The 14,837-nt window shown below is 71.3% G+C and carries 14 protein-coding genes; 8 read left to right on the top strand and 6 right to left on the bottom strand.

Annotated elements, in window-relative coordinates; translation table 11 throughout:
• Positions 1–121 precede the first annotated feature (121 nt).
• The 3 genes from lnt to BLV76_RS18180 are packed head-to-tail and all read left to right on the top strand — an operon-like array spanning position 122 to position 2,938.
• On the top strand, positions 122–1,645 hold the full coding sequence (gene lnt / locus BLV76_RS18170; protein ID WP_090970898.1) for an apolipoprotein N-acyltransferase: 1,524 nt from the start codon (positions 122–124) through the stop codon (positions 1,643–1,645).
• A gap of 7 nt (positions 1,646–1,652) precedes the next feature.
• On the top strand, positions 1,653–2,405 hold the full coding sequence (locus BLV76_RS18175; protein WP_425433734.1) for a polyprenol monophosphomannose synthase: 753 nt from the start codon (positions 1,653–1,655) through the stop codon (positions 2,403–2,405).
• A complete protein-coding gene (locus BLV76_RS18180) occupies positions 2,402–2,938 on the top strand; it encodes an FxsA family protein (protein ID WP_217630387.1) in 537 nt (178 codons plus the stop codon). Before BLV76_RS18175 ends, BLV76_RS18180 begins: the two co-directional genes overlap by 4 nt.
• A gap of 27 nt (positions 2,939–2,965) precedes the next feature.
• On the opposite strand, the gene BLV76_RS18185 is transcribed toward BLV76_RS18180, so the two are convergent.
• The 3 genes from BLV76_RS18185 to BLV76_RS18195 all read right to left on the bottom strand — a co-directional run bounded on the left by BLV76_RS18185 (position 2,966) and on the right by BLV76_RS18195 (position 5,724).
• Complete coding sequence (locus BLV76_RS18185; protein WP_090972933.1) at positions 2,966–3,346, bottom strand: RNA polymerase-binding protein RbpA; 381 nt, start codon at positions 3,344–3,346, stop codon at positions 2,966–2,968.
• Between the two features lie 198 nt (positions 3,347–3,544).
• Positions 3,545–4,921, bottom strand: coding sequence for an MFS transporter (locus BLV76_RS18190; RefSeq protein ID WP_090972935.1), 1,377 nt, complete (start codon positions 4,919–4,921; stop codon positions 3,545–3,547).
• 5 nt (positions 4,922–4,926) lie between these two features.
• Entirely contained in the window at positions 4,927–5,724 is a 798-nt protein-coding gene (locus BLV76_RS18195; protein WP_245734747.1) for a glycerophosphodiester phosphodiesterase family protein, read from the bottom strand.
• A 44-nt stretch (positions 5,725–5,768) separates the two neighbouring features.
• On the opposite strand from BLV76_RS18195, the gene BLV76_RS18200 reads away from it, so the two are divergent.
• Together BLV76_RS18200 and BLV76_RS18205 are read left to right on the top strand one after the other, a co-directional pair.
• Positions 5,769–6,020 carry a TFIIB-type zinc ribbon-containing protein gene (locus BLV76_RS18200; RefSeq protein WP_281246183.1) on the top strand — a complete coding sequence of 84 codons (252 nt, stop codon included), beginning with the start codon at positions 5,769–5,771 and terminating at the stop codon, positions 6,018–6,020.
• 96 nt (positions 6,021–6,116) lie between these two features.
• Entirely contained in the window at positions 6,117–7,208 is a 1,092-nt protein-coding gene (locus tag BLV76_RS18205) for a hypothetical protein (protein WP_090970908.1), read from the top strand.
• Between the two features lie 112 nt (positions 7,209–7,320).
• On the opposite strand, the gene BLV76_RS18210 is transcribed toward BLV76_RS18205, so the two are convergent.
• Together BLV76_RS18210 and BLV76_RS18215 are read right to left on the bottom strand one after the other, a co-directional pair.
• Positions 7,321–8,844, bottom strand: coding sequence for a helix-turn-helix domain-containing protein (locus BLV76_RS18210; RefSeq protein WP_090970912.1), 1,524 nt, complete (start codon positions 8,842–8,844; stop codon positions 7,321–7,323).
• Positions 8,845–8,933: 89 nt separating this feature from the next.
• Entirely contained in the window at positions 8,934–10,454 is a 1,521-nt protein-coding gene (locus BLV76_RS18215; RefSeq protein WP_139306622.1) for a hypothetical protein, read from the bottom strand.
• A gap of 91 nt (positions 10,455–10,545) precedes the next feature.
• On the opposite strand from BLV76_RS18215, the gene BLV76_RS18220 reads away from it, so the two are divergent.
• Entirely contained in the window at positions 10,546–11,562 is a 1,017-nt protein-coding gene (locus BLV76_RS18220) for a zinc-dependent alcohol dehydrogenase family protein (RefSeq protein WP_090970916.1), read from the top strand.
• Positions 11,559–13,364 carry an alkaline phosphatase D family protein gene (locus BLV76_RS18225; RefSeq protein ID WP_245734748.1) on the top strand — a complete coding sequence of 602 codons (1,806 nt, stop codon included), beginning with the start codon at positions 11,559–11,561 and terminating at the stop codon, positions 13,362–13,364. The genes BLV76_RS18220 and BLV76_RS18225 overlap by 4 nt, the downstream gene beginning before the upstream one ends.
• On the opposite strand, the gene BLV76_RS22675 is transcribed toward BLV76_RS18225, so the two are convergent.
• Positions 13,351–13,497 carry a hypothetical protein gene (locus BLV76_RS22675; protein ID WP_175539733.1) on the bottom strand — a complete coding sequence of 49 codons (147 nt, stop codon included), beginning with the start codon at positions 13,495–13,497 and terminating at the stop codon, positions 13,351–13,353. The genes BLV76_RS18225 and BLV76_RS22675 overlap by 14 nt on opposite strands.
• Before the next feature lie 207 nt (positions 13,498–13,704).
• Here BLV76_RS22675 and BLV76_RS18230 point away from each other — a divergent pair, with 207 nt between their 5' ends.
• Positions 13,705–14,826 (top strand): DNA glycosylase AlkZ-like family protein, encoded by a 1,122-nt coding sequence (locus BLV76_RS18230; RefSeq protein WP_245734749.1) that lies wholly within the window; start codon positions 13,705–13,707, stop codon positions 14,824–14,826.
• Positions 14,827–14,837 lie beyond the last annotated feature (11 nt).

Below are 14,837 nucleotides of genomic sequence, written 5' to 3' on the forward strand. Positions count from 1 at the left end.
GTAGACAACTTCGTGCGATCGTCAGCCAGACGGTCGTGCGTTGGTCCGAAGCCCCGCGGTCGCTCCCGCACCGCTGCAGGCGTGCTGCGAGACGTGTGATGCCGTCGGCTACCGTTCGCACGTGCCGCTCCGCTGCCTCGTCGCCCTGGTCGGCGGCCTCGTCCTGGCAGCCGCGTTCGAGCCCGTCGGGTGGGCCGTGCTCATGCCCGTCGGCATCGCCGCGCTGATCCTCTCGGTGCACGGGCTGCGGCCCGGGCGCGCCTGGATCCCGAGCCTCCTCTTCGGCTTCACCTTCATCTACGCCGTCATGGTCTGGATGCGCTCGGTCGGCACCGACGCGTGGATCGCGATGTGCGCCATGGAGACGGCCTTCTTCGTCCCGCTGGGCCTCGGGCTCTCCTGGAGCATGCGGCACCGCCTGTGGCCCCTCTGGACCGCCCTGTGGTGGGTCGGCGTCGAGACGTGGCGCAGCGGGTGGCCGTTCAGCGGGATGCCCTTCGGCCGCCTGGCCTACGCGACCGCCGGCACCCCGTGGGCCGACGCGCTCCCGTGGGTCGGGATGACCGGCGTCAGCCTCCTCGTCGCCCTCAGCGGTACGACGCTCGCGTGGCTGCTGCTCGAGCGGCCGAGGCCCACGCGCCGGGTCGTCGCGGGCGTCGCCGGGCTGGCCGTGGTCACGCTGGCGCCCGCCGTGGCGGCGTACCCGATCACCCCGGACGGCACCGCGACCGTCGCTGCCGTGCAGGGCGACGTGCCGGGCACCGGACTCAACGTGCCGGCCGTCCACCGCGAGGTGACCGCCAACCACGTCCGCCTGACCGAGGAGCTGGCAGCGTCGGTCGACGCGGGGGAGGCACCGCAGCCCGACTTCGTCGTGTGGCCCGAGAACTCGACCGCGGTCGACCCGTTCCTCGACGAGGGCGTGCACGACGGGATCGTCGCGGCCGCGGACGCCATCGACGTGCCGGTCATCGTCGGCGGCACCAACACGAACCCGCTCGACGACACCGAGGTGCTCAACCAGGGCATCGTCTACGAGCCGGGGATCGGGGGAGGCGACCGCTACACCAAGCGCCACCCGGTGCCCTACGGGGAGTACATCCCCTTCCGCGACGTCAGCTGGATGCCGTCGACCTACGGCCGGCTCACCGAGGTGCCCCGCGACATGGTCCGCGGCACCAGCCTCGAGCCGCTCGACGTCGCCGGGATCCGGGTCGCCGACGCGATCTGCTTCGACGTGGCGTACGACGACGGCATCGGCGGCCAGGTCGCCCGCGGCGGCCAGCTGGTGACGGTGCAGACGAGCAACGCGATGTTCAGCCGGACCTCCCAGCTCGACCAGCAGTTCGAGATCAGCCGGCTCCGGGCGCAGGAGACCGGCCGCTGGGTGGTCGTCGCGGCGATCAACGGCATCTCCGGGGTCGTGCGCCCCGACGGGTCCGTGGTCGCGTCCGTCCCGGCTCGTGGCCAGCAGGTGCTGCTCGAGGAGGTGGGGCTCAGCACGACCGTCACGCCCGCGGTCCGGCTCGGTCTCTGGCCGTCGCGGCTCAGCCTCGTCTTCCTCGTCCTCAGCACGGGAGCGGCCGTCTTCGCCTATCGTCGTCGGCGACAGTCGACCGACCCCACCGCAACCGCAGCGAGGTAATCCCACCGTGAGTGTCGAAGGCCTCGGCCGATGCGTGATGGTCATCCCGACCTACAACGAGTCCGAGAACATCGAGTGGATCGTCGGCCGGCTGCGCACCGCCCAGCCCGGCGTCGACATCATGATCGTCGACGACAACAGCCCCGACGGCACCGGTGACATCGCCGACCGGCTCGCGGCCGGCGACGAGGCGATCAGCGTCGTGCACCGCACCGAGAAGGCCGGCCTGGGCGCCGCCTACCTCAACGGCTTCGCCGTCGCGCTCGAGCAGGGCTACGACGTGATCGGGGAGATGGACGCCGACGGCTCCCACCAGCCCGAGCAGCTCGTCCGCCTGCTCGACGCGCTGGCGTCCGCGGACCTCGTCATCGGGTCGCGCTACGTCCCCGGTGGGTCGGTGGTCAACTGGCCCCTCCAGCGCCTGCTGCTCTCACGCGGCGGCAACCTCTACGTCCGCCTGCTCCTCGGCATCCGCGTCAAGGACGCGACGGCCGGCTTCCGGCTCTTCCGCCGGACCACGCTCGAGGCGATCGACCTTGGCTCGGTGCTGTCTACTGGTTACGTGTTCCAGACCGACCTCGCCTACCGCACCGTCACGCGCGGCCTGCGCGTGCGCGAGGTGCCCATCGAGTTCATCGAGCGGGTGCGCGGGGACTCGAAGATGAGCGGCCAGGTCGCGAGCGAGTCCCTCAAGCTGATCACCCGGTGGGGCCTGTCCGAGCGCCGCGCCCAGCTGCACCGGAGGAAGCGCCCGGCGTGAGCCAGACGATCCCGCCCGCACGGGCCCCCCGACGCCGACGCCCCTGGCTGCGACCGCTCCTCGCGCTCGCCTTCGTGGTCGTCCCGATCGCGGAGATCTGGTTCATCCTGCAGGTCGGTCAGGTCGTCGGTGCCTGGTGGACCATCGTGCTGCTCGTCCTCGACAGCATGCTCGGGGCGTGGCTGATCAAGCGTGAGGGCGCCCGCGCGTGGCAGGCGCTCCGGGAGGCCCTGCAGGGCGGCCGGATGCCGGCCCGCGAGATCGCCGACGGTGCGCTGATCCTCATCGGCGGCACCCTGATGCTCAGCCCGGGCTTCCTGCTCGACGTCGTCGGGATCGTGCTGATCCTGCCGTTCACCCGGCCACTGGCGCGCCGGCTGCTCACCACCGTGGTCGAGCGGCGGCTGGTCGCCGCACCGACGTTCGGTCCCGGACTGGGCGGGGCGTTCGGGCCCGGCTTCGGCCCCGGAGATGACCGTCGCCCCGGACCGGGCGGCGATGGGCCGGTGGTCCGGGGCGACGTGGTCGAGTGACCGGGTCTGTCGCAGCAGTCTGGGTGACTAGCTGACGCGCTTCTTCTTGTTCGCGCGGTGCAGGTGCGCGGGGCCGATCTCGCCGCCGCGCAGCAGCTCGAGGCGCTCCTTGAGGATGTCCTCGAGCTCCTTCTCCGAGCGACGCTCCAGGAGCATGTCCCAGTGCGTGCGAGCCGGCTTCTCGACCTTCTCCTCGGGGAGGATGCCCGCCGTGCTCAGCGCCTCCGCGCCACAGCGCGGGCACTCCCACACGGCCGGGATCTCGGCCTCGACCGACATCGTGACCTCGAACTCGTGCCCCTGCTTGCACTTGTAGCCGACCTGCTGGCGAGCCGCGAACTCGATGCCGCGCTCGTCCTCAAAGCTCTGGCCGCCGAGCCTCGCGCCACGCAGTGTGCGCTCCGCCACCGTGCCCACCTCCAGTTTGGGTTTGCTGACCCCGTTGTGTTGTGTTCGGGATGGTGGGGCCTACCGGATTGCCGCTCGTGACGACTTCGTGTAGATCCCCGTCGATCCTTCAACGGTAGCGGGGCGTGCCACATTCCGCGGATTCGTGGTCGACACGCCCACGCTCGGGCGAGACGAACTTCACCCCTGGGGGTGCAGTCAGATGACGGCCGGCACGTCGTTGCCGGCGTCGCGGATGCCCTTGGCCGTGTCGACGCGGAGGAGCAGCGCGCCGCCCAGCACGAAGAACGCGATGAGCGCGAAGATCGCCGGCCGGTAGGAGTCGGTGAGCTGGTAGACGAGGCCGAAGACGAGGGTGCCGAACCACGAGGTGCCGCGGTCCATGGCGTGGTAGAAGCTGAAGTACTCCGCCTCCTTGCCCCGGGGGATGAGGAGCGAGAAGTACGACCGCGCCAGCGCCTGGGTGCCGCCGAGCACGATGCCGATGGCGACACCGAGGAGCAGGAACGGGACCAGGCCCTTCTCCGGCAGGAAGAGTGCTGCGGTCACGATGACCATCCACACCACGAGGCCGCCCAGGATCGTGTGCTTGGAGCCGAACCGGGCCGCCAGCCTCCCGAAGACGAGTGCGCCGCCGAACGCGACGAACTGGACGAGCAGGATCGTGCCGATCAGCACCGACTGACCGAAGCCGAGCTCCTCGGAGCCGTACGTCGACGCGGAGGCGATGACGGTCTGGATGCCGTCGTTGAAGAAGAGGTAGGCGAGCAGGAAGTTCAGCGCGACCGGGTACTTCGGCAGCTCGCGCAACGTCTTGCCGAGCTGGCCGAAGCTCTCGGCGAGGATGCCCTGCTTGCCGCCCTCGACGGGCGGCAGCACCGGCTCGTGGTCGCGCAGCTTGAGGTAGGGGATCAGCGTGAAGGCGGCCCACCAGATGCAGGCCGACAGCATGCTGGTGCGCGCCGCCATCCCCTCGGTGAGCCCGAAGGTGTCGTGCAGGGTGACGAGCGCGAGGTTGACCGCGAGCAGCAGCCCGCCGCCGAGGTAGCCCCACGCCCAGCCGCGCGAGGAGACCCGGTCGCGGTTCTCCTCGTCGGAGATCAGCGGCAGGATCGAGTCGTTCACCACGAGCGAAGCGCCGAGCAGGATGTTGGCGAGGAAGAATCCGACGGCGCCGATCTGCCAGTTGCTGCCGGTCGCGAAGAAGATCAGCGACCCGGACAGCGCACCGAGCCACGCGAAGGTCGCGAGCAGCCGCTTCTTGTTGGCCGTGCGGTCCGCGATCGGACCCATCAGGGGCAGGACGATGGCGGAGATGATCGTGGAGATCGTCACGAGGTACGACGGCAGCGACCCGGGTGCGACCGAGAGCCCGAGCAGGGAGATCCGGTTGTCGACCGCGGCTTCCTTGGCGATCGCGATGATGTAGGGCGCGAAGAGCACGGTGCTGACCGTGGTGACGTAGGCGCTGTTGGCCCAGTCGTACCAGTACCAGGCCTTCTGCTCCTTCTGCAGCGCCAGCGGCTCGAGGTCGGCCACCCCTCCGTTGACCCCACCACCATCAACGTTCGTCATGCGCGTCACCCTTCGTGCCACTGTCCGCGGGCGCGGAGCACGTCCCTGAGTATGTCCGTGCGATCCGTCATGATGCCGTCGACACCACGGTCGAGGAGGGTGTTCATCTCGATCGGGTCGTCAATTGTCCACACGTGCACCTGGACGCCCGCCGAGCGCGCCCGTCGGACGAGCCCGGGCGACACCACCACGAGCCGGCCCCGCCGGTGCGGGACCTGGAGCGCCACCGGGCGGCCCCGCGTCAGCAACCGCGCGAGCCGGGCGCTGGGGGACAGGACGTACGCCGCCACCTCGAGCGGGTGGGCAGACGTGGCGACGCGGCCACCGGTCCGTCTGCGGAAGGCGTTCATCCGGCGGCCCGAGAACGACCCGACCAGCACCCGCTCCCACGCCTCGCGCTCCTCGACGAACGTGGCCAGCGCCTCGACGGCGCCCTCGGACTTGAGGTCGATGTTGAACCGGGCGTCGGGGAAGGCGTCGAAGAGCTCGGCGAGCGTCGGCACGGGCTCGCTCCCGCCGATCAGCGCTGCCTGCACGTCGGCGTACGTGCTCTCCGCGACGGTGCCGGTGCGGTCGGTGACCCGGTCGAGGACGGTGTCGTGGAAGGCGAGCAGGACACCGTCGCGCGTCACGTGGACGTCGGTCTCGAGGTAGGTGTAGCCCAGCGACACCGCGTGCCGGAAGGCCGTGAGGGTGTTCTCCAGGCCCTCGATCTCCGGGTGGTGGGCGCCGCCGCGGTGGGCGAAGGCGAGGGGCTTGGGCGAGTCGAGGTACGGGGGAGTCACGGGGCGCGGCGCGGTCACCGCAGAAGTATGGGGCCGGGCGCTACCGTCGTGGGATGGAGAGCATGAGCTGCCCGCGTTGCGGAGTCGAGATGGATGAGCGGACCCTCGGCCAGGCCTCGGTGGCCCGGTGCCCCGACGGCCACGGCGTGTTCCTGGACCGCGCCGACCTCGGCCTGCTGGTGGAGGCGGAGACCGACTGGCACCGCAACGCCGGCCAGCACACCGCCCCGATGCCGCGGATCACCGCCGACATGACCGCCCCGCCCACGCCCGCCAAGGTCTCCCAGGCCTGGGTCGAGACGCTGTTCGACTGACGCCATGACGCCGGTGCCCTAGGCTCTCGTCCCGTTCTGCTGGGTTGACGGGGGCGTGTGATGAGACATCGGCTGACGACGTGGTCGGCACCTGCCGTGGTGGCGCTGATCGTGGTGGTGTCCCACTGGTCGCTGGTGTGGCACCACGCGGTGCCCGACTTCGACACCGACACCCTCATCGGCTACACGACCATTGGCGTGTGCTCTCAGCCATGGATCGTCAAGGGCATGGGCGACAGTGCACATCCGCTCGGCAACGCGTTCCTGACGAGATGGGCGTGCCTCTTCGAGGGCAACGAGACCGTGACACCCAGCATGGCGTGGTACGCCCTGATCTGCGCGGCTGTGCTGGTGACCGTAGCGCTACTCGTACTGCTTGCGCGCGCGGCGGGCGGTGGTCTTGTCGCCGCGGTCGTTGCCCTCGGCTATCTCGGCACCTCGCCGGTGCTGCGCACGCTGTCGAGCCGCGCTGAGGAGAACTGGATTGGCATGGCGCTGTTCGTGGTGGTCACGATGGTGGTGATGGCGGCACACACCTCGCCGCCCGATCGGCGTGCTCGCTGGCTCCTCGCAGTGGGCGGCAGCACCCTCGTGCTCGCGGTGTGGCACTCGCAGTACGTGCTGGTGCTCGCGTTCGGACTCGCACCGTGGGGACTGTTGGCGTTCGTCCGCCCGTCCTGGGTCGGCACCACCTCGCGGCAGGTCCTCGAGCTGGCAACCGCGATGGCACTGCCTGCTGTGGCTGCCATCGGTCTGCTCTTCGGCAGCGGCTACGCGACGCGGGTGCCGTACCACCGCATGTTCTTCAGCGTCTTCAACCCCGATGCCTTCCACGGGATCGGCACCTGGAGCCTGGACTACGTGGCCTACTCGGGGCGGTGGCTGACGGGATGGGCGGGCAACGACGGCATGGAGGAGAAGCTGTTCGCGGCCCCCGAGGGTGTGGCTCACCTCGTGCTGGGAGCGTTCGCGCTGCTCGTGTTCGTCGTCCTGGTGGTCACCACGCGCAACACGGTGCTCATGGCCGCCGCGTTCGGCGCGCTGCTGCTCACCTTCCTCTTCGAGCCGCACAACGCCGAGCGCTGGGACCCGGTCGTCGCGGTGACCCTCATGGCCCTCGCGCACGGCGCCTACCTCCGACCCTCGGAGGCTGTCACGACTCCGACGGAGAAGATCCTGGTCTCCTGACGAGGTCGCGACACGAGCTCCGACGCGACCGCGTACCCGGACCACGCGAAGCGCCGCCAGCTCCAGCTGATCGGCGGCGCCTCGACATGCTCTGACGAGCACGAGCGTCGTATCAGATGTCCCTGAACGTCTCGATGTTGGCGCCGAGCTCGTTGAGGCGCTCGGCGAGGTCCTCGTAGCCGCGGTGGATGACGTAGGTCGAGCGCAGCACGCTGCGGCCCTTCGAGGCGAGCATCGCGATGAGCAGCACGACCGCCGGGCGCAGGGCGGGCGGGCACACGATCTCCGCACCGGAGAAGTGTGTCGGTCCCTCGACGAGCACGCGGTGCGGGTCGAGGAGCTTGACCTGCGCGCCGAGCTTGTTGAGCTCGGTGAAGTAGATCGCGCGGTTCTCGTAGACCCAGTCGTGGAGCAGGGTCTGGCCCTCGGCCACGGCCGCGATCACCGCGAAGAAGGGCAGGTTGTCGATGTTGAGGCCGGGGAACGGCATCGGGTGGATCTTGTCGAGCGGCGCCCGGAGCTCGGAGGGGTGCGTGGTGATGTCGACCAGGCGGGTCTCGCCGTTGCGGGCGGCGTACTCCTCCGAGCGGTCGTAGCGGAAGCCCATCTCCTCGAGGATCGCGAGCTCGAGCTCGAGGAACTCGATCGGGGCGCGGCGGATGGTGATCGACGACTTGGTCACGATCGCGGCGGCGAGCAGCGACATCGCCTCGATCGGGTCCTCCGACGGCGCGTAGTCGACGTCAACGTCGATCGAGGACTTGCCGGTGATGCGGAGGGTGGTCGTCCCGATGCCCTCGATGTCCACGCCCAGCTTCTGGAGGAAGAAGCAGAGGTCCTGGACCATGTAGTTGGACGAGGCGTTGCGGATGACGGTCGTCCCGGGGTGCAGGGCGGCCGCCATGAGCGCGTTCTCGGTGACCGAGTCGCCACGCTCGGTGAGCACGATCGGGCGCTCCGGCTCGATCGCCCGGTTGACGCGCGCGTGGTAGGCGCCGTCGGTCGCCTTGACGTCGAGGCCGAAGGGGCGGAGTGCCGACATGTGCGGCTCCACCGTGCGCTCGCCGAGGTTGCAGCCACCGGCGTAGGGGAGCTCGAACTCCTCGACGCGGTGCAGCAGCGGGCCGAGGAACATGATCACCGAGCGGGTGCGGCGGGCAGCACCCTCGTCGATCGCGGCCAGGTTGAGCTCGGCCGGCGGGATGATCTCGAGGTCGTTCTCGTCGCCGACCCAGCGGGTGGCCACGCCGAGGGAGTTGAGCACCTCGAGCAGGCGGTTGACCTCCTCGATGCGCGCGACCTTGCGCAGCGTCGTACGGCCCTTGTTGAGCAGCGACGCGCACAGCAGCGCGACACCGGCGTTCTTGGAGGTCTTGACGTCGATGGAGCCGGAGAGCGTGGTGGGGCCGTCGACGCGCAGGTGCGTCGGGCCGGCGCCGAGGGCGACGATCTCGGAGTCGAGGGCGGCGCCGATGCGCGCCAGCATCTCGAGCGACAGGTTCTGGTGGCCCTTCTCGATCCGGTTGATCGCACTCTGGCTCGTGCCGAGGAGCTCGGCGAGCTGGTGCTGGGTGAGCCCGCGGTGCTTGCGCGCGTCGCGGATGAGGTTGCCGATGCGGCCCTTGTAGTCAGCCATGCCGACCACGGTATCTCAGATATGAGATAAAGCCAGCCGCGGCCGACACGGGCATGTCAGCCGCGGCGAGGGCGCTGTCCGGGGTGACCTCAGGGGCGCTCGCAGCGGCGGGTGACCTCCGCTGAGCAGTAATCGCGACGCCCCTTGCCCCCGTCCGCCCTGTCCCGGCCCTTCCCGCCGACGAGGCGGTCGGCGCGGGCGTCGTCGGCTCCGACGAGCTTGTCCGCACCCGGTCCGCCCAGCGCCACGCGGCGGCGGTGCTTCACGCCGCTCTCGAAGCGCCCTTCGCCGCCGACGACCTCGATGCGGTCGGGTCCGGCCTGGCCACGCGCCACGACGTCGAGGCCCGCGGCGAAGACGCGGTCCGCACCGTCTCCGGCGCGCACGCGGACGACCGGCGCGATCGCGTCGATCACGTCGGCGCCCCGTCCACCGTCGACCGCGGCGCGACTGCCGAAGGCCCGCAGCTCGTCACGGCGGGAGGTCCCCACGAGCCGGACGGCGGGGGCGGCCACGCCCGTGGTGCCCGCGGCCACGGTGTGGAAGCCGGTGAAGTCGCCGGACCTGCCGTCACAGGAGGCCTCGTTGTCGAGACGGACGACCAGGCTCTGGCGGCACGGCACCTCGAAGTACGCCGTGTTGCGGCCGCCACCCCCGTGCGCCGACTGCGGCAGCGTGGCCAGGTTGAGTCCCTGGACGGTCAGCGAGTCGTCGCCCCCGCCGAGCACCACGTCGCCAGCCTGGGCGTCGCGGAAGGTCACCGTCTCGTCGATGTCGGTGCCGAGGAACGACACGGGCGCACCCAGGACGCGTGTCGGGGAGCCGATCTCGATGGTCTGGAAATCCCCGACCCAGCGCAGCGTCGGGTCTCCGGCCACGACCTGCCGCGCCTGGTTGTCGACCAGCACCCCGCCGTAGGCGACGGGGCGGCTGCGGTCGGGCAGGGGGAGCTCGAGGCCGGCGGTGCTCGCGGCCGAGACGTCCAGGAGGCCGTCGGGCGCCATCACGCCGTCGATCACCGCGCGGGCATCGCCGCTGCCGAAGGTGATGCGGTCGTGGCTCGGCCCGTCGACCGGGGCCGAGCTGAACACGGTGGCGGCGCCGGTGACGACGTCGCGCTGCTCACCCAGCAGCTGCGGGTCCGTCGTCGGGGTCACCGAGCCTCCGGCCACCCGCTCGGTCGAGACGCTCTCGCCGACGTCGGCGCCGGTGAAGGTGTCGTTGCCCAGGCCGAGCACGACGGTCGTGATGACCCCGGACGTCCCGGCGGACATGAGGTTGGCGACGATGTCGTCCCCGGCGCCGGCATCGAGGCTCGCGATCATGTCGCGACCGCCGTGGTGGTCGGTGACGATCGAGGCCGGGACGTCGATGCAGATGGTGTCGTCGCCACCCTTGGCGTCGAAGCGGGTCCAGGCGCCCGGCTCCACGGCCACGACGTCGTCGCCCTCGGTGCCCTCGGTCACGGTCGAGGTCGCGACGATGGTGACTGCCTTGCCGAGGCAGGTGGAGGGCGCAGCGGCGTGGCCAGGCGGCGCCGCCAGGCACGGAGCGACCGCGGCGACGGCTGCGACTGCGAGTGCGATGACTGGTCGTGGACGACGTGGCATGCGGTGAGTTCCCCCCGGGTGATGGTGCCTGCTGCGAGAGACGTCCCTGCGGGCGAAAAGGTTGTCGGGTGCGCGTGGCAGGATCGCCGTCATGCGCGCAACCACCATCCACGCCCCCGGTGACATCCGCTTCGAGGAGGTCCCGGACCCGGTGATCAAGGCCCCGACCGACGCGATCGTGAAGGTCGTCGCGGGCTGCATCTGCGGCTCCGACCTGTGGCCCTACCGCGGCGAGAACCCCGTCAAGGCCGGCAGCACGATCGGGCACGAGTGCGTCGGCATCGTGGAGGAGGTCGGCTCCGAGGTCTCCACGACCAGGGTCGGCGACTTCGTCATCGTGCCGTTCTGCCACTGCGACAACACCTGCGCCCACTGCCGCGCCGGCATGCAGTCGGCGTGCGTCAACGTCGGCATCACCCAGAGCGGCCAGGGGGAGTACGCCCGGGTGACGCAGGCCGACGGCAGCCTCGTCGCCACCGACGGGATGCCTGACGCGGGCATGATCCCCTCCCTGCTCGCGCTCACCGACGTGATGGCCACGGGTTGGCACGCCGCGGTCGCGGCCGGCGTGAGGCCCGGCAGCACGGCCGTCGTCGTCGGCGACGGCGCCGTCGGCCTCAGCGGCGTCCTCGCCGCGGCGCAGATGGGCGCCGAGCGGGTCATCGCCATGTCGCGCCACGAGCCCCGCCAGGAGATCGCCCGCGCCTTCGGGGCCACCGACGTCGTCGCCGAGCGCGGCGAGGAGGGCGAGGCCCTCATCGCCGAGATGACCGGCGGGGTCGGCGCCGACGCGGTGCTCGAGTGCGTCGGGACCGACGCGTCGATGAAGACGGCCTTCGCCGTCGCGCGGCCCGGCAGCACCGTCGGCTTCGTCGGCGTGCCCCACGGCGTGGAGCTGCCGGTGCGCCGGATGTTCTCGCACAACGTCGGGCTCGCCGGCGGCATGGCCCCCGTGCGGAAGTACCTGCCCGACCTGCTCGACCGCGTGCTGTCGGGCACCATCGACCCGGGCAAGGTCTTCGACCTGACGCTGCCCATGGCCGAGTCGCCCGAGGGCTACCGCGCCATGGACGAGCGCCGCGCGATCAAGGTCCTCCTCCAGCCGTGAGCGAGGCGAACCTGCCCGACGGTCCGCTCGTCCTCGGCCCGCTCCTGAGGTACGTCGACGAGACGACCGCCGCGATCTGGGTCGAGACGCGCCACCCCGGCACGGTGACCGTGACGCGCGGGTCGAGCACCGCGAGCGCGCGGACCTTCGGGGTGCACGGGCACCACTACGCCCTCGTCGAGCTGGACGGCCTCGCGCCGGGCACGACCGAGCCCTACGCCGTCGAGGTCGACGGGTCGCAGGTGTGGCCCGAGCCCGGTTCGCCGTTCCCGGCCCCGGTCATCGCGACGCTCGAGCCCGGTCGCCCGCTGAGCATGGCGTTCGGGTCGTGCCGCACCTCGGTCTCGCACGACGCGAAGGGCAACGACGCCCACGGCGTCGACGCCCTGAGGGCCTGGGCCCTGCGGGTCGGCGACCAGGTGCCGCCGGCGGACGCCGACGATCCCGACCTCGCCCCCGACCGGCTGCCGGACCTGCTGCTCTTCCTCGGCGACCAGGTCTACGCCGACGAGACCACCGACGAGATGCGGGCCTTCATCGAGTCCCGGCGCGACATCGACCAGGCCCCCTGGACGGAGCTGAAGGACTACCAGGAGTACGCCCACCTCTACTCGCTGGCGTGGTCCGACCCGGCCAACCGGTGGCTCCTGTCCACCGTGCCGAGCGCGATGATCTTCGACGACCACGACATCCGCGACGACTGGAACACCTCGCTGGTCTGGCGCCGCGAGATGGAGGCCACGTCGTGGTGGCACGGCCGGATCGTCGCCGGCCTGGCGTCGTACTGGGTCCACCAGCACCTCGGCAACCTCTCGCCCGAGGAGCGCCGCACGGACGAGCTGTACGCCGCCGTGCTGGCGCACGAGGGCGACGACGAGCTGGACCTCGGCACGGCCCTCGACGCCTTCGCCGAGCGGGTCGACCAGCACCCGGAGACCTACCGGTGGAGCTACACCCGCGACTTCGACACCCAGGCCCGTCTCGTCGTGGTCGACTCGCGGGCGGCGCGAGAGCTCGATCCAGAGCACCGGGCCATGCTGGATCCCGACGAGGCCGCCTGGCTCGACTCGCAGCTGCGCGGCGACGTCGACCACCTGCTCGTCGGCACCTCGGTGCCGTTCCTCCTCGCGCGCGGGCTGCACCACCTCGAGGCCTTCAGCGAGGCGCTGACCGACGGAGCGTGGGGCGAGCACGGCGCCCGGTTCGGCGAGAAGATGCGCAAGGCCGTCGACCTCGAGCACTGGGGCGCCTTCCAGAACAGCTTCCAGCAGGTCGCCCGCCAGGCGATGGAGGTCGCGGCGGGGGAGCGCGGCCGCGCGCCGTCGACGGTGACCTTCCTCTCCGGCGACGTGCACCACAGCTATGTCAGCGAGGCACGACCGGCGCGCAGCTCCCGCCGGAGCGGACGCGCGCTCACCTCGACGGTGCTCCAGGCGGTCTGCTCACCCATCCGCAACCCGCTCTCGCGCAACATGCGGTTCGCGACGGCGGTCCTGTCCTACGGCGTGGCCGGCCCCCTGGGGCGGGTGGCGTCGTGGTCGACGCGGGTCCCGGACTCACCGCTGCACTGGCGCTACGCCCAGGGGCCGTGGTTCGACAACAACCTCGCGTTCGTCCGTGTCACCGGTCCGAGCCTGCGCATGTGGTGGGTGACCGGTGAGGTGGTCGACGCCCGCCACGAGCGTCCGCTCCTGGCCAAGGTCGCTGCCTACGAGCTCGACGAGCAGGGCAGGCCACCGGAGCACGAGAGCGCCGCGGCCAAGGTGTGGACGTCGGTCCGGAGCCGGGTCAGACGGCGCTGAGCACCCGCTCGCGCCCGTGGGCGCAGTCGCACGTGTCGGAGCACGGCAGGTAGGTGTGGCGGCCGTGGCCGCAGCCGGTGCACGGAATGTCGTGCGACAGGTGGTTGGTGCTGGTCTCGACGGTGTCCCACATGGTGTGCCCCCACGGCAGCTGGTTGGTCCGAGATGTCCCGCCCGTGTTGGTGGGCGAGCGGATGCTGACTAGACGTCGAGAGTCGCACCGCGTGACGCGATCCACGTCGGAAACCCGCCGGGATTGCCCGATCTGGGGCATGAATGACCCGTTCGGGCCATGCCGGCTGGCCCTTTCACCCCTGCCCGTCGTGCCTAGGATCTCGGCATGGCCGCACCCGGGACCCCGATGATCGAGCTGAGCCGCCGCGACGCCCGCCGGATCGCCGTACGCGCCCAGCTGCTGACTGCCGATCGACCGTCCGACGTGCTCGCGACGATCCGGCACCTCGGCTTCCTGCAGGTCGACCTGACCCGCGTCGTGGCCGAGCACGCCGACCTGGCGCTGTGGACCCGGCTCGGGGCGCACTACGAGCCCGAGGACCTCGAGGACCTCGTCGGCGACGGGGCCGTCGTGGAGCTCAGGGCGATGCTGCGCCCGAGCGAGGACATCGCGCTCTTCGCGGCCGACATGGCGCTGTGGCCGGGCGAGCCGCCGCTGAAGGAGTGGCAGGAGGACCTCCGCGACTGGGTGGCGGCCAACGACGGCTGCCGGCAGGACATCCTCGCGTTCCTGCGTGCGGAGGGGCCGACGGCGGCCCGCGACCTGCCCGACACCTGCGAGGTGCCGTGGCGCTCGACCGGGTGGACCAACAACAAGAACGTGATGAAGCTGCTCGAGTGCCTCGAGTCGCGCGGCGAGGTCGCGGTCGCCAGCCGCGAGGGGCGCGAGCGCCGCTGGGACCTCGCCTCCCGCGTGCACCCCGGCGACGCCGTCGTACCCGTGGAGGAGGCGCACCACGAGCTCGCCCGGCGGCGCCTGCGCGCGCACGGGATCGCCCGTCCCCGCCAGCTCGAGGACTGGGAGGAGAGGTACGACGTCCGCGGGGCCGGCCTCGGCGCCCGCGTCGAGGGCGTGCGGGGCGTCTGGCGGGTCGACCCCGACCGGCTCGACGACCTCGACGGCTTCGAGCCGCGCACCGCGATCCTGTCGCCGCTCGACCGGCTGGTCTTCGAGCGCAAGCGCATGGAGGAGCTCCTCGAGTTCGACTACCAGCTCGAGATGTACAAGCCCGCGGCGAAGCGTCAGTGGGGCTACTGGGCGATGCCCGTCCTCGACGGTGACGAGCTCGTCGGGAAGGTCGACGCGACCGCCGACCGCGAGGGTGGAGTGCTCGTCGTCGACGCGATCCACGAGGACGGCGACTGGTCGGCAGCGCGCCGCGAGCGCGTCGACGCGGAGGTCGACGCGCTCGCCGGGTGGCTGGGGCTGGCCGTCGTCCGCACCTGACTGGACCGGGG

Source organism: Nocardioides exalbidus (assembly GCF_900105585.1).
In the GTDB taxonomy this organism is placed as follows: Bacteria; Actinomycetota; Actinomycetes; order Propionibacteriales; family Nocardioidaceae; genus Nocardioides; species Nocardioides exalbidus.